Origin of the sequence: Burkholderia sp. AU16741, assembly GCF_002223345.1 — a bacterium.
In the GTDB taxonomy this organism is placed as follows: Bacteria; Pseudomonadota; Gammaproteobacteria; order Burkholderiales; family Burkholderiaceae; genus Burkholderia; species Burkholderia sola.
This window is the reverse complement of record NZ_NKEZ01000008.1, coordinates 244,676-259,774: the sequence shown is the minus strand read 5'-3', so window position 1 is coordinate 259,774 and position 15,099 is coordinate 244,676. Positions and strand designations below refer to the sequence as shown.

Here is a 15,099-nt window from a genome sequence, read left to right as displayed (position 1 = left end):
ATATCCCCTTATGGACATGATCTCGTTCAAGAAATCGAAGCCACTCGTCTACAACGGCCGATTCACCACGCAGAAGACAACCGGCGTGCAACGCGTCGCACGCGAGCTGATCGCCGCACTGGTCAAATTTCAGCCGCAGGATCCGGTCACCGTGCTGGTGCCTCCGCAGCCCGGCATTGAGGTAAGCGGAACGAAGACGGTCAAAGTCGGCTTTTACAAGGGCGTGGTCTGGGAGCAACTGGTCCTCCCGTTGTTCGCGCGCCGCGGCCGCATCGTCAATCTCAGCAATTCGGCATCCATTTTCATCGGCAACCAGATCATCTACATGCACGATGCCGCGGTGTTCGACACGCCCGCGCATTTCTCGCGCCCGTTTCGCATGTGGTACCGGATCATGTTCTGGATCCTGGCGCGCACCTCCGTCTGCGTGCTGACCAACTCCTATTTCTCGCGGGATCGCCTCGCGCATCACTGCGGAATTGCCGCGGAGAAGATCAGCGTCGTGCCGCTCGGTGCGGATCATCTCGACGCCCTCGAACCGGACGCCAGCGTGCTCGACAAGCATGCGCTGACACCGAACCGGTTCGTGCTCGCGGTCAGCAGCATGAATCCCACCAAGAACTTCGGCCGGCTGATCGCGGCGTTCAGGCAGATCGACGATCCGTCGGTCGATCTCGTCATCGTCGGGATGCGGAACACCACCGTGTTCGGCAAGCAGGACCCCACGGCGGCGGCGGAACCGAACATCAAGTACGTCGGCTATATCAGCGACGAACAATTGAAGGCGCTGTATCAGAACGCCGCATGCTTCCTTTATCCGTCGATCTACGAAGGCTTCGGCATACCGCCTCTCGAGGCGATGCGCTACGGCTGCCCCGCGGTGGTCGGCAAATCGGCCGCCCTGCCGGAAGTCTGTGCCGATGCAGCGCTGTACTGCGATCCGTATTCGCAGGACGACATCGCGCGGAAATTGCGGAGCCTCCTCGATTCCGACGCACTCAGGGCCGAGCTCAAACGCAAGGGAAGCCTGCATGCGGAGAAGTATCGCTGGAGCCGAAGCGCCGAGATGATGAACGCGATATTCGAGCGGCTGTAGGACATCCGTCGGGCGGCACGACGACCCACTGTCGCCCAGCGCACTGTCCTGCGCATCGGCCCGCCATACAGTGAACGACTGTCCGATATCTCGGCGGTGCGGAACCTGACGGGCCGGCCGCCCCTTCATCATGACTGCTCGCGAAACCAGCCTCGATGTCGCCCGCGGCGCGGGAATCATTCTTGTCGTATACGGGCACGTGCTGCGCGGTGCCGTCTCCGCCGACCTCGTGCCGGCGGGCGCGGCCGACACGGCATTCGCGTGGAACGACTACGTGATCTACACGTTCCACATGCCGTTGTTCTTCTTCCTGTCCGGCCTGCATGTCTGCAGTTCGCTGCGCCGCACGCCGCACGGTTTCCTGTGGTCGAAGATCAGGACGATCGTGTATCCGTACCTGCTGTGGTCGATCGCCCAGGGCGCCGTGCAGATTGCAATGGCGTCGCACGGCACCAATCATCCGTTCACGCTGAACGATTTGCTCGCGATCGGCTGGCGACCGTTCGCGCAGTTCTGGTTCCTGTATGCGCTGATGCTCTGCATGCTCGGCATGCGGGCTTTCGCGGCGGCCATGCCGAACGTGACGCGTGCCCCCATGCCATCGCGGGCGCGCGTCTGGCTCGCCGGATGCGCGGTGCTCGGGCTGATGTTCGGCGCGGCGACGCAGTGGGGCATCCTGTCGATCACGCTGATGAACGCGCCGTTCTTCGTGGCGGGCGTCCTCGCGTCGCAGGCGTTACCCGGCTGGCTCGCGCGCAACAGCGGGCCAACCGCATGCGCCGCAACGGCAACGGCGTTCGTCGCCGCAGTCGTATTCGCTCACGGCTTCGGTAGTGCGACGAGCATCTGGGCGCTTCCCGCCGCGTTCTCGGGCATCGCGCTGGCGCTGCAACTCGCGCACCGGTATGCGTCACGGCCGGCACGCGCCGCATGGCTGGCGGCGATCGGTTGCGCATCGATGCCGATCTACCTGACCCACATCTTCGCGATGGCGGCCGTACGGATCGTGCTGATGCGCGCCGGCATCACCGATCTCGCAGTACACCTCGTACTCGGCACGCTGGCCGGTGTCGCGATTCCGATCGTCGTCTATCGGGTCGCATTGCGGACAGGGTTCGCGCCCATTGCCGGTTTCCCGTCGTGGCCAGGACGCGACACGGCGGTCCGCACGCGTACCGCGTGAGCGTCGGGATCGTCCGAGGGGCGGACGTCCTGCGAGTGGCTATGCCGTTGCACTGCCGTCCCGCCCGTTCGTTTACGCGGCGCGTGTCCCGCGTCCGGAGGCGGTCGCCACGCTCGCCGGCCGCTTCCCGAACCAATGGAACACGATGATCGGCAGCACGATCGGCAGGAAATTGCGTCCGCTGAACAGATTCGGCGTGCGCATGATTTCCATCAACGACACGTAGAGCACCGCGTGCGCGCAACACCAGAACCCGTTGCCGCTGCGCCAGCCCGCATAGCTGCGGCCGACCATCCAGCCGAGCACGGCCGCGTCGAGCAGCCCGAACCAGCCCCATTCATAGAAGTGGACAAAGATCCCGGACGGATTGTTGAATTCCGGGTCCGCGTAGCTGTTCAGAAACAGGTTGAAGCTGTCGCTTGAATCGAACCACGGCTGAAACGTCGCGCCGATCACCGGAAAGCGCATCAGCCAGTCGAACGTGAACATCGGATGGCCCTGCCCCCAGCCGAGCACGGCAAGCATCCCCGCACCGTTGTTCAGCGACGTCGAATAGTACAGGCCGAGCCGTTCGAGCGCGAAGTCGAAGATGTTGTCGTAGACGTTGACGTAATAGGCTTCCCATGACCGGTTGTACTCGTTCGCGATAAACAGCGCGAACAACAGCGGGATCGCCGCGTACGGCCCGAGCGTCAGCAGCCGCGCGTACCGGCCGTGCAGCCGGAACCGCACGACCATCAGCGCAAGCGGCATCACCATCTCGATCAACGCGAGGCGCTCCGCGAAGAGGAAGCTGCGCAGCAGCGTCAGCACCGCGAGCACGGCCATGTAGATCTTGTAGCGGTTCAGGCCTTTCACCGGTGTTCGGAACACGTAGAAATAGAGTGCGACGAACGGCGAGGTCGCCTGCGTGAACGAGCTCAACCCGGTGATGCGACCGATCTGCTGGAGCATGTCGTACGCGGTAGCCTGTCCGTGCAGGAACTCGAGCAGCAGCGCCGGACGCGCGATGACGCCGCTCATCATCACGAGGTTGCCGAACAGCGCGAGTGCAAACAGGCAATCGAGCACGCGCGGCGGCACCTCGACGGGCATTTCCGGCGGCCCGCGCCGCGTCCGCGCTTCGGCCGTCGCGAGCCACGCCGTCGCCGCCACCACCATCAGGAACAGCGCGCCGACGAACGCGTAGTAGCCGTCGAAATAGATTCGCGCGATCGACTTCTGGTCGCCCAGCAGGCTGAGCGACAGCAATCCGTACAAAGGCAGGATGAACATCAGCACGAGCCGGGCCGGATCTTCCCACCAGTAGCCCGTATAACCGCCCGCGGCACTGCGCACGCGCGCCGTCCTGCGCAGCGTCGCCGGGCCTTGTCGCGGCCCGGCCCCCACCCTGCCCGCTCGGCGGTTCATGACGGGCGTTCCGCCCGTTGCCGCGGCGCCATCATCCCCGCCAACCCGGCGGTGGCCTGATGCGTGTTCGCGTCGTTATAGCCGTAGTCGTACCGTCCCGGCGCGCCCTTGTAGTCGTTCAGGATCACGCCGCGCACGCCGATATGCGCGTGCTCGAGCCGCCGCGCGCTTTCGTCGAGTTCCGTCAACGTCGTCACGCCGCTACGCGCGACGAGGAACACGGTGCCCGTCAGGCGCCCCAGCACCAATGCATCGGCGACCGGGAGCAACGGCGGGCCGTCGAGCACGACCATGTCGTAGCGCGACGCGACCCGCTCGATCAGTTCCGCGAGCACGGGCTGCAGCAGCAGTTCGCCCGGATCGGGCACGACGTTGCCCATCGCGATGAAATCCAGGCCCGGTGCGACGCCGCGTTTGATTGCCTCGTCGAGCGTGTGGGTGCCCGCCACCACGTCGGACAGCCCTGGCGCGCGGCTATAGCGGAACCGGTCGTGCAGCGAGCCCTTGCGCAAGTCGGCATCGATCAGCAGGACGCGCCGTTTCGCGGCGCCCACGAGCGACGCGATATTGGCCGCCACGAACGACTTGCCGACGCCCGTCGTCGGCCCCGAAATCAGCACGACGGGATTCGATGCGGCCGGCATCGACAGTTGCAGCGACGCCCGGAAATTGCGCAGGCTTTCGAGCGCCGCGTCCTGCCCCTCGGCCTGCGTCGCCAGCATGTGGCGGCCGCGCCGGCGTACCTTTGATTGCAGCTCCGCTTGTGCCGCGATGGCGCTGTGCGGGACCGTCGCGAACACCGGCAAACCCGTCGCCCATTCGATTTCCTCCGCGTCGCCGATCGTGCCGACGACGCGCTGCCGGGCGATCACGATCGCCGCACCCGCCAGCAGGCCGACCATCAGCAAGCCGACCACCGCGACTCCGCGATGCGGACCGATCGGTTGCTCGGCGACCTTCGCCGTATCGACGATCCGCACGGTGCCCGTCTTGCTGGCACGCGCGAGAACCATCTGCTGGCGCGTATTGAGCAGGTTCGTGTACAGCGCGGTGTCGACGGCCACGTCGCGCTGCAGTTGCAGCACGCCCTGCTCGACGCCCGGCAGTTGCTGGATCTGCTTGCGGGTCGTGTCGAGCGAGCGCTGCGCATCGGCGAGCTGCGCATCGACGGCCACGATGGCCGGATGCTTCGGCATGAAGCGCGTCAGCAGTTCCTCGCGCTGCTGCTGCAGCGTCTGCACACGCGTCTCGATGTCGACCGACTGTTGACGCAATGCCAGTGCCTCATCGCTCGTATTGACCGTCCCGTGCGATGCCCGGAATGCGTTGAAACGGCTCTCCGCCGCTTCCAGCTGCGCCTTCAATTGCGGCAACTGGCCGTCCATGTACCGGATCAGCTTGTCGGCCGCCTCGGACTTGCGCTGCGTGTTCTGCGCCAGATACGCATCCCCGATCGCGTTCAGCACACGGCTGTCGTGCACGGGATCGATGCCGTCGAGCGTCACGCCGATCATGTTCGACTGCTTGCCGCGCTCCGAGATCAGCGCGTTCTTCTGCAGCCACGTCGTCGCCTCCTCGTCGCTGTAGCGCGTCAGGTCGAAGCGTGCGCCGGGCTGGCCGGCCACGTCGCGCACGAACACGTCGATCGGCCCCTGCGGCGTCTCGACGTGCAGCGGCTGGCCGATGCGGCCCTGCCATACCGGTCCTTTCCGGCCGAAAAAGCCCGTGCGCTGCAGCGTGTAGGCGCCGTCGTCGCCGACGGTCAGCGCGAAGCGCTTGCCGAGCAGGCGCTTGGGCACGTCGAAGGTCGGCACGTCGATGCGCTCGGTGCCGTACACATATCCGCCCGGCAACGGCGACGACAACCCGTCGGCCGCGTTCACCAAGCGCCAGCCGATCAGCGGCAGGTAATGCGGCCGTGCGTCGAGGGCGAGGTTCGTGCTATCGATCGCGCGGTCGAGCACCGCACGGGATTTGAGCACCTCGATCTCGGTCGATGCATCGGTCTTCAGATCGAACACCGACGACGGATCGCCGGGCGGCGACGTCTGCTTCGAATCGGTCGGGCTTTGCTCGACCTGGAACAGGATGTCGGAGCGGTAGACGGGGGCCGCGAACAGCGCATACAGGCCGCCCGCGAGCGCGCCCGCGAGCGCGGTGCAAACGATCAGTCGCCGGCCGCCGTACAGCATGCTCCAGTAGCGGCGCACCGGATAGGACGGCCGCAAAATGCGCCCGCTGTGCGGGTCAGGCAGGGTCGAAGTGTTCATACAGCATCAGTCCCGTATGGCGCGACGCACGGTCGCGGTCACGAAATCCGCCTCGTGCATCACGGCGAAATGGCTTTCGCCGTCAGAGCCCCTTGCGCGGACGACGGAATCAGCAGGTTCACGACGCGGCTCCAGCGCACCAGCGACGACGCATCGACGAACACGACGTCGCGCCGCTCGAGCGGAAACTGATCGGCGAGCGCGAACGACGCGGGCGAGCTGCCGTCGAGGTGGTACACCCGCGGGCGGTTGTCGGGGCCGCGGCGCACGACGAACACCTGGCGCGCGTCCGACGTGTACTGACTCACGCCGCCCGTGTCGCCGAGCGCTTCGCCGAGGCTCATCCGGCCGTCGGTCAACGTCAGCGTCGCGGGCCGCGATACCTCGCCGAGCACGAATACCTTCGCGTCGCTCGTCGCGCGCACGCGCACGAGATCGCCGTCGCGCAACAGGATGTTCGACGGGTTCACGCCCGCCGCGATCAGTGCAGGCAGGCTCACGTTGACGGTCGTGTCGCCGCGCGTCACCGAGACCTGCGAGCGATCCGCCGTCGGCGTGAAACCGCCCGCGCGGTCGATCGCCTCGGGCAGCGTCATCGGCATGTCGTTGACGATCTGCAGACCCGGCGTGCGCACTTCGCCGTCGAGATAGACCCGCTTGCTGCGGTAGCTCTGCACGCGCAACGCGAGCTGCGGCTTGCGCACGTATTCGCCGAGCCGCTTCATCAGCAGCGCGCGCGCCTCTGCCTCGGTCAATCCCGCCACGTGCACGAGGCCCGCGTATGCGAACTGGACGTTGCCGGTCGCGTCGACCGTATAGCCCGTCGCGACCGAGCTCGCGCCGACACCGTCGCCGCCGCCGACCGTCTGTGTCGTCGGCAGGTTCAATTCGGGATGGTCCCACACGACGATGCTCAGCACGTCGCCGGGGCCGATCGTGTACGGCGTCGGCTTGCCGAACAGTCGGCGGATCTCCGCGTCGACGTTGGCCGACCGCCCCGCCTGGTGCTGTGCGACGAATGCCGGCGTGATCTCGATCAGATCCTCGCTCGACACGTTCTGCACGCCGTCGAGGCCGCCCGAACCCGAGGCGTCGGCGCTCACGCGCGCATTCGCGTCGCGCTCGGCCGGCGCGCGGTAAGTCATGCCGGGCGACAGCGCACATGCGCTCAGCGCGCATGCGGCCGCCACGATCGCCATACGCGACAGCCACGGTGCGCGACGGGCGCCGGGCCGCGGCGCGCCGCGCATCGATTCCGGTTGCGTGGTGATTGACATGGTGTCCTTCCAAAACTGTGCGGTAACCCGCCAAACGCGGCGAATTCCGGCATTACGCTTGCCCAGCGCGGCTTGTATTGCATGGCCGCACCGCCCTCTTCACCGCACGTCACTCCGTACGATCCGCCATGAACTTCTCTTCGTCGCTTACGCCGTTCGTCTGCATCGTGTCGACCGGCTTCCTCTGCACCGCCGGTGCACAAACGCTGTCCGGCACGCCTGCCGACACACCGCCCTTCGCGTCGTCGACGCTCGTTGCCTCGGTGTCGCCACAACGCTCGGCGCAAGCCGCCGACGCAGTCACGGCTGCCTCCGCGGCGACAGCGCCCGCGATCGCTCGTTCAGCCGCGAGCGCCGCCGTCCAGCCCGACACGCGGGCCCGCATCGCGTTGCGCCGGCCGCTCGTGCCGACTCGGCCACATCGCGCGCAGGTCGCCAATGCACCCGCCGACGACGTATGGCGCAGCGACACGTTGTACGCATCGCCCTACGCGAAATCACCGTATGCGAAGCCGGGCGATCGGGACTGATCGATCCCGGCCGGTCATGCCGCGGCACCGCCGTGCATGCATCGATAAGGGATTGGACACCACGGCGAACGGCGCGTCTGTGAGCGACCCCACCGAACGTCGATCTTCATACGGAGCGGGGATCGCGCCCCAAAGCGGCGATGCATACGGCACCGCGCGCCTCACGGGCTGCCGACCGACACGTTTGCGTACGATCCCGCAGCCGCTTCGCGCGCGACGGGATCGGCAACGTGCACGGCCGGCCGCGTCAAGTCGCGACCGAGCGCCTGCAAGCACCGCTCGATCACGATGTCCGTGCCGACCGCGCCGTACACCGCGTGATCGACCTGCGGCTCGAGGTGCAGCCGTACGTGACGCGAGCATCTGAACGCATGCTCGATCGCGCCGAAGTGGCGCCGGACATCGTCGATGCCGGGATCGAGCGCGCCATACACCAGGGTCGTCCGGACATTGCGTTGCGCAAGCACATGCATCACGCCGCGTGGTGTGCCGGCGCGCGGCTTCCAGCCGACGCGCGCGGCCGCCTCCTTCACCGGTACGCTGACCCGCGCAACCGCATTGGCGGCGACGGCGCGCACGATCGGCCGCAAATCGCGCCGTTCGCGCACGAGGCGTTTCCACTTCTGCCAGTCGCGCACCGACAGCCAGTAGCCGCGCACGGAGTTGTTCCGCTGCTTCTGCACCGCGTCGAGCGAGAGCCCGGCCGGCCACACGAAGCGCGCCAGGTTTATCGCGATCACGCCGCCGAGCGAGGGTGTCTTCACGGCCGCATGCAATGCCGCATAGGCGCCGGAACAGATGCCGGCCGCGATCACGTCAGCATGGCCAAGCGCACGCAGCCAGTCGGCGGCGGCCGCCACGTCGTCGCTCGACTGCGCCGAATACACGACACCCGACTGGTCGTCGAGCGCGGCCGGCCCGCTGTCACCGACGCCGTTTACGTCGATCCGCAGCGTCGTGACGCCGGCGCGTGCGAGCGTCCGCGCGAGACGCACGCTGAAGCGCCCTTCGCCGCTACGCGGATTCGTCGACGTATTCGCGATCACGAGCGCCGGAGCGGCGGGATTCGCCGGCCCCGTATCGGCGGGACGGCACAGTACGCCGACCAGTCGATCCGGCCCCACGGCGACGACCTGCTCGGTCATGTCGGTCATGTCGAGCGCGGCGGCCGATTCGCCGTTCCATGGTGGATCGTGCCGCCATGTCGGGTCGACGCCGGCGGCCGTGCGCGGCACGCGTTCGCCGATCCAGCGCGCGAGCGTGTCGATGGCCGCGAGCGGCAGGCGCGAACGCGTACCGTCCAGCATCGTCGTCGGCCATTCGCGGAACGGATCGGCCGCCACGCTCACGCCTCGCGCGAGCAGCGCGTCGCGTAACGCAGGTCCGTCCTGATCGGGCTGGATCAGCAGCATCGCGCCAGGCAGCCTCGGAGCATCGCGCACGACGTCGCACAGGTCGACCGCCTTCAACGCAGCGACGAAATCATCCGGAAAGCGGTGCCCTAGAACGTTCATGCAAGGCTCGTCACGATGGGCGACTCGAATCGCAGGCGACGTGACGTCGAGCCACTGGCGATGCACGAACGACAACTCGCGAAGGTAAGCGCGTCCGCGCACGGCCGGCGCGAGCGCCACCAATGCGTCGACGCGCGGCGACGGATGCTGCTCGTCGCCCGCGGCGGCCAGCATCGCGAACAGCGCGCCCGCGCGGATTCCGACGAGCGTCAGCGATGCGACACCGACCTGGTCGCGCAGCAGATCGATCGCATCGTGAATGCTGCCGATGGTCGCGGCGTGCCGATCGGCGTCACGATCGTCGCCCGCGGAATCGCCGGTGCACGGATAGTTGAATCGCAACACCGTGACGCCGTCGCGGGCAAGGCGCTCGGCGATCGCCCGCATGAGCTTGTGCGTCCACGATGCCTCGTGTCCCAACGATTCGCACAGGATCACACCTTGTGTCGTCTGTCCTTCGTGCAGCCACCCCACGCAGCTGCCGAACGTAATCGGCTTCAATCGGTACTCCTCGGATCGGTATTTTTATCGGACGCGGACAAGCGTTCGGGCCGCTCCACCGGCATGAGCGATCCACGCTCGTGCGAGTCGTCGATGCACGCGTGGCAGCAGCCCCCGCCGCGCCCCTGCGCGGCCCGCCCGGTTCCATGCGTTGCCCTGCTCGCCATGCACGCGGGAGGTGACGTTGCGTGACCGAGGCATCGTCAGGCGGTTTGCACCGTGAACCAAAACAGTGCGATCGATTAAAGCACTCGGTCCGCGCGCCCTTCGGTGCGGCAGCTTACAAATAGATTCATCGCCGTCGCGACACGACAACGCACGACGACGCGCGCGGTGTCGGGATTCATGCCGCGCGCCCGAACGGAATCCGTGAACGGTAGGCTCGCGAACATAGTCGTCCCGTGCGGCCCGTATCATGGCCGCCATACGATGTGGCCGTGCCCGGCGACGCCGGACCGCCTCCAACCCATGCAATCCGGGTCAGCGCCGGCCGGATGCACGCGCGCACCGCGGCCTCATGCCGCCGCACTGCGACACTCACGGCGCCGACCGAGCGAATGTCAAACCTCAAGAAGAATTTCCTGCTGCTGCTGACGTTGCAGATTTCGATGTACGCCGTGCCGCTGCTGATCGCACCGCTGCTGACGCACGCCCTCGGGCCGGAGGGCTACGGGCAGCTCGCGTTCTCGCTCGCCGTCATCGCGTATCTCACCAACTGCACGAGCTACAGCTTCGACCTGACCGCCACGCCACGCATCGCGCTCGCTCGCGACAACCGCGCCGAACGCTCGCGCATCTTCTGGGCGACGCTATACGCGCAGATCGGCATCGCGGTGATCTGCTTCGTCGTGCTCATCGCGCTGACCTTTGCGGTCGAGCGCTTCGGCGAAGACCGCGACCTGCTGCTGATCGGGTTCGGGATGGTCGCCGGCGTGGCGTTCACGCCGGGCTGGTATTTCCAGGGAATGGAAAAGCTGCGCGCGCTCAGCATGATCCTGTTCGTCGGGCGCATCCTGAGCCTGCCGGCCATGTTTGCGCTCGTGCACAGCCCGGCGGACATCGACCGCGCGATGATCGTCAACGCCGCGGTGCCGACGCTGTCCGCGATCGCGCTGGCAGCCTATCTGTACTTCAACCGTGAAATCGACTTCGTGCGCGTCGGCACGGCCGACATCGCCGAATCACTGAAAGGCGGCTGGCAGGTGTTCCTCGCGTCGACGTCCATCGCGTTTTATGCGTCGACCAACACCGTGCTGCTCGGCTTCGTATCGGGCAACGTCGCGGCAGGCTACTTCGCCGCCGGCGACAAGCTGATCCGCGCGGCGCTCAGCATGCTGCAGCCGCTGAAGGCCGCCACCTATCCGCGCATCAGCTACCTGATGCGGCACGCGCGCAACGACGCGTTCTCGTTCCTGCGCAAGCTGTTCGTCGTTCAGGTCGCGATGGTGCTCGGCATCTCGCTCGCGATTTTCTTCGGTGCGCCGCTCGCCGTGCGGATCCTGTATGGCCCGTCATACGAACCGACGGTCCAGGTGCTGCGCTGGATGGCCTTCATTCCGTTCATGGCCGGCATGACCGACCTGTTCGGCGTGCAAACGATGCTTCCGCTCGGGATGAAGTCGGCATTCACGCGCATCCTGATGTCATCGGGCATTCTGAACATCGTGCTGGTGCCCGTGCTCGCCAGGTTCTTCGCCGAGCGGGGCGCCGCCGTCGCCGTGCTGACGGCCGAGGCCGCGGTCGCCGCGGCACTCGCGACCGTCGTCTATCGCGCCGGGATTCCGATGCCCGGCAGTCCGGTCGCTCGACGCGGCTAGCCCATCGTCGCTGCTGCGCGGCTTTCCCCACGAGGCGGCCGGCATCCCGATGCTGTCCGTTCGATGCGCGCGCAACGAACCGTGCCGTACGGGCATACACGCCCCAACCTTCCGCCCCCTCCGAACGCCCGCGCACAGGTACTTCTTACTCCGCCGCGCATACCCGATCGGGAACGATGACCGCCTTTTCGCCCCACCGCTCGCCCCTACGAAATAAAGATCACACGGATCGGTAGAAACACCGATGCTGTAGTCAAACTACATTCGTACGATTAGTCGCTGCAGAGAATCGCTACATCCGATTCGTCAGTGCCGGACGGTCCGCGTCGCCGTCCGCGTTGGTCGATCGAGCCCAACCGGCCGTAACGATTCCCCGCCTGGCCGGCATGCCGACGCGCCACCATCCTGCATCGCCAGCCGAATGCGTCCGGTGCGAATCCATCGGGCGTACGCAGCTCCAGACATCATTCGAACAACCGGCAATACGATCATGGAGAGCAACATGCGGGACACACTCTGGCCGGCCGTCGTGCTGGCAGCGACCCTCTGCACCACGGCCTACGCCGGCGACGCCGATTTCAATGCGCAGGGCGACGCGACCGACACGTTCGCGTCGGCCGCCGCGCAACGGCGCGCCGACTTGCTCGTGCGCAAGATGACGCTCGACGAAAAACTTCAATTCATTCATTCGCAATACGAAATGTTGAAGGTGCCGGGCGGCGGCGCCGGCTACATCCAGGGCGTGCCGCGGCTCGGCATTCCCGATCTCAACATGGTCGATTCGGCGACCGGCTCCGGCAGCACGTCGCAGGCCAGCACGACGTTTCCGGCCACGATCGCGGTCGCCGCGAGCTGGGATCGGCGGCTGTCGTACGACTTCGGCAAGCAGGTCGCGATCCAGTTGCGCGCGCAAGGATTCGGCATGGGCCTCGCCGGCGGCACCAACCTCGCGCGCGAGCCGCGCGGCGGCCGCCTGTTCGAGTATCTCGGCGAGGATCCGCTGCTCGCCGGCGACCTGCTCGCCGAACGCACGCTCGCCACGCAGCGGCAAAAAATCATCGCCACGATCAAGCACTACGCGGGCAACGAGCAAGAGCACGGCCGGATGGGCGGCAATACGCAGATCGACGAACGCACGTTGCGCGAGCTGTACCTGCTCCCGTTCGAGATCGCCGCGAAGCGCGGCCGGCCCGGCAGCGTGATGTGCAGCTACAACCGCCTGAACGGCGCCTATGCGTGCGAGAACCCTCACCTGCTGAACGACGTGCTGAAGAACGAGTGGGGCTTCCAGGGCCAGGTGCAGTCCGACTGGGGCGCCACGCACAGCACCGCCGCCGCGATCAACGCCGGCCTCGACGAGGAAGAAGACGTCGGGCCGAGCGTGTACCTGACGCCGGCGGCCGTCAAGCAGGCGATCGCGAACGGCTCGGTGTCGACCGCCCGCCTCGACGACATGGTGCGACGCAAGCTCGCCGTGATGATCCGCGTCGGCGTGATGGACGATCCGGCCCAGGGCGGCGGCACGATCGACTTCGCGGCCGGCAACCGGTTCGCGCAGGCGGCCGCCGAGCAGTCGATCGTTCTGCTGAAGAACGATGGAAACCAGTTGCCGCTCGTCGCGTCGGCGCTGTCGCGTATCGCCGTGATCGGCGGCCATGCGGATGCGGCCGTGCTGTCCGGCGGCGGCTCGGGCAACACGCGCGACCCGGTATCGGGTTCGTTCGCCGGCTGCGGTGGCCTCACGTTCGGGTCGTCGACCGGGTGCAGCTGGTGGCGCAATCCGTGGCTCAAGGTCGACGTGCCGATCGTCGCGGCGATCCGCGCGCTGGCGCCGGCCGCGCAGGTCACGTATGCGGGCAACAGCGATCAGCAGTCGCCGTTCCGCGCGTACACGCAGCAGGAAATCGATCAGGCCGCGGCGCTCGCGGGCCGCTCGGATGTCGCGGTCGTCGTGGTCGCGCAGCCGGCCGGCGAGGATTTCGGCGATCTGCAGAGCCTGAGCCTCGCGAACCCATCGAACCAGGATGCGCTCGTCGAAGCCGTCGCGCGCGCGAATCCGCATACGATCGTCGTCGTCCAGAGCGGCAACCCGGTGCTGATGCCGTGGAAGGACAACGTGTCGGCCATCGTCGAGGCGTGGTATCCGGGCGAAGCCGGCGGCAAGGCGATCGCGAACGTGCTGTTCGGCGCGGTCAATCCGTCGGGCAAGCTGCCCGTGACTTTCCCGGCGCGCGATCAGGACTCGCCGACGTGGGGACAAAACGGCACGTTCGACACCGACCCGGTGTACGCGGAAAAGCTGGACATGGGCTACCGCTGGTATGACGCGCGCAACATCAAGCCGATGTTCGAGTTCGGCTACGGCCTGTCGTATACGCACTTCGCGTATTCGGGTCTGTCGGTATCGAAGCAATGGGACGGCTCGCTGAGCGTCGCGTTCACCGTGCGCAACGACGGGCGCGTGGCCGGCGCGGAAATACCGCAGGTCTATCTCGGCGTGCCGTACAAGGACGAGCCGCCGAAGCGGCTGGTCGGCTGGGAAAAGATCCGGCTGAATCCGGGCGAGGCGCGGCGTGTGCGCGTGACCGTTTCGCCGCGGATGCAGAGCGTCTGGGATACATCGCGCAACGGATGGAAGGTCGTGCCGGGCGGAACCGTGTATGTCGGCGCGTCGTCGCGCGACATCCGCTTGCAGGGCCATTGAGCAAGCCGCGATGAAGCGACCGGGGCGCCGTGCATCGCATGCGCGGCGCCCCTCGTGAACCACCACTGCGCTGAAGCGCGTTATCTGAACAGCAGCGCGAGCATCGTCGCAAGCGCCGCAATCGCGGCGATGCCCGCCACCACACCCGCCAGATGCGCGGCAATCACCACGCCGGCCGGCAGTCGCGACACGATGCCGGCCATTACACGCTGCCCGCTTCCAGTGTGTCGAGCAGCGGCCTCGCCAGATGCAGAACCTGGTACACCGTGCCCGCGCCGCCGTCGACCGGTTCATGTTCCGTCACGAGCGCACGCGTCAGCCGCCAGCGCAGCGGATCGAGACTGACGGCCGCCGCGACCACGCCCTGCCGAGCCGCCGCGTCGCGATTGCGCGCGATCTCCCGCGCCAGTGCCGCATCGAGATCGGCGTCCGCCGGAATCTCGATCGTTTCCAGACGCGCGAAACGTCCCGTCGACGCACGGCCCTTGCGCGCATCGAGCGCGACCTGGGTGTCGATCGGCGCACGGCCGAAGCCGTCCGTCACGGCCCGATAGCGGCCGTCCGTCACGAACCGCGCGAACGCCTGTTCGTTGCGCCACAGGTAAAACGACGCGTAACCGTTTTCCGTCGCGCCGTGGCGGCCCGCCTCACGCAGCAGGAATCCCTTGAACAGCAGGTCCGGCGTGTCGTCCCACAGGCGGCCGCGCTCGCGCACGCGCTGGCGAATGACGTCGAGGTCGTAGTCCGCCGGCAGGCGGTGCGCATAGTACGCGGTCAGCATGATCGACTCCTGGCAA

11 protein-coding genes are annotated in these 15,099 nt (G+C 67.0%); 5 read left to right on the top strand and 6 right to left on the bottom strand.

The features are described from left to right. The first annotated feature begins 16 nt into the window (after positions 1–16). Both CFB89_RS21580 and CFB89_RS21575 read left to right on the top strand, forming a co-directional pair. Entirely contained in the window at positions 17–1,096 is a 1,080-nt protein-coding gene (locus CFB89_RS21580) for a glycosyltransferase family 1 protein (RefSeq protein WP_089470558.1), read from the top strand. A gap of 130 nt (positions 1,097–1,226) precedes the next feature. Beyond that, positions 1,227–2,279, top strand: a complete 1,053-nt coding sequence (locus CFB89_RS21575) for an acyltransferase family protein (protein ID WP_089469650.1) — start codon at positions 1,227–1,229, stop codon at positions 2,277–2,279. Positions 2,280–2,351: 72 nt separating this feature from the next. Here the strand turns inward: CFB89_RS21575 and CFB89_RS21570 are convergent, their stop codons facing one another. From CFB89_RS21570 to CFB89_RS21560, 3 genes are read right to left on the bottom strand one after another with little or no spacing between them, the layout of a single operon-like run. Further along, entirely contained in the window at positions 2,352–3,689 is a 1,338-nt protein-coding gene (locus CFB89_RS21570) for an oligosaccharide repeat unit polymerase (RefSeq protein WP_089469649.1), read from the bottom strand. Then, positions 3,686–5,959 carry a polysaccharide biosynthesis tyrosine autokinase gene (locus CFB89_RS21565; protein WP_089469648.1) on the bottom strand — a complete coding sequence of 758 codons (2,274 nt, stop codon included), beginning with the start codon at positions 5,957–5,959 and terminating at the stop codon, positions 3,686–3,688. Before CFB89_RS21565 ends, CFB89_RS21570 begins: the two co-directional genes overlap by 4 nt. Before the next feature lie 59 nt (positions 5,960–6,018). After that, a complete protein-coding gene (locus CFB89_RS21560) occupies positions 6,019–7,236 on the bottom strand; it encodes a polysaccharide biosynthesis/export family protein (RefSeq protein WP_089469647.1) in 1,218 nt (405 codons plus the stop codon). A gap of 77 nt (positions 7,237–7,313) precedes the next feature. On the opposite strand from CFB89_RS21560, the gene CFB89_RS21555 reads away from it, so the two are divergent. After that, a complete protein-coding gene (locus tag CFB89_RS21555) occupies positions 7,314–7,766 on the top strand; it encodes a hypothetical protein (protein WP_256979736.1) in 453 nt (150 codons plus the stop codon). A gap of 161 nt (positions 7,767–7,927) precedes the next feature. Here CFB89_RS21555 and CFB89_RS21550 read toward each other — a convergent pair whose 3' ends face one another. Then, positions 7,928–9,781, bottom strand: coding sequence for a serine aminopeptidase domain-containing protein (locus CFB89_RS21550; RefSeq protein WP_089469645.1), 1,854 nt, complete (start codon positions 9,779–9,781; stop codon positions 7,928–7,930). 557 nt (positions 9,782–10,338) lie between these two features. On the opposite strand from CFB89_RS21550, the gene CFB89_RS21545 reads away from it, so the two are divergent. Together CFB89_RS21545 and CFB89_RS21540 are read left to right on the top strand one after the other, a co-directional pair. Further along, complete coding sequence (locus tag CFB89_RS21545; RefSeq protein ID WP_089470557.1) at positions 10,339–11,598, top strand: oligosaccharide flippase family protein; 1,260 nt, start codon at positions 10,339–10,341, stop codon at positions 11,596–11,598. 502 nt (positions 11,599–12,100) lie between these two features. Next, complete coding sequence (locus CFB89_RS21540) at positions 12,101–14,302, top strand: glycoside hydrolase family 3 C-terminal domain-containing protein (protein ID WP_089470556.1); 2,202 nt, start codon at positions 12,101–12,103, stop codon at positions 14,300–14,302. 80 nt (positions 14,303–14,382) lie between these two features. Here the strand turns inward: CFB89_RS21540 and CFB89_RS35450 are convergent, their stop codons facing one another. Together CFB89_RS35450 and CFB89_RS21535 are read right to left on the bottom strand one after the other, a co-directional pair. Beyond that, positions 14,383–14,505: a hypothetical protein gene (locus CFB89_RS35450; RefSeq protein WP_256979735.1), complete on the bottom strand. Its 123-nt coding sequence runs from the start codon at positions 14,503–14,505 to the stop codon at positions 14,383–14,385. Further along, the gene (locus CFB89_RS21535) at positions 14,505–15,083 is read right to left on the bottom strand and encodes a DUF4865 family protein (RefSeq protein WP_089469644.1); all 579 of its coding nucleotides are present in this window, start codon (positions 15,081–15,083) and stop codon (positions 14,505–14,507) included. Before CFB89_RS21535 ends, CFB89_RS35450 begins: the two co-directional genes overlap by 1 nt. Between the last annotated feature and the right edge of the window lie 16 nt (positions 15,084–15,099).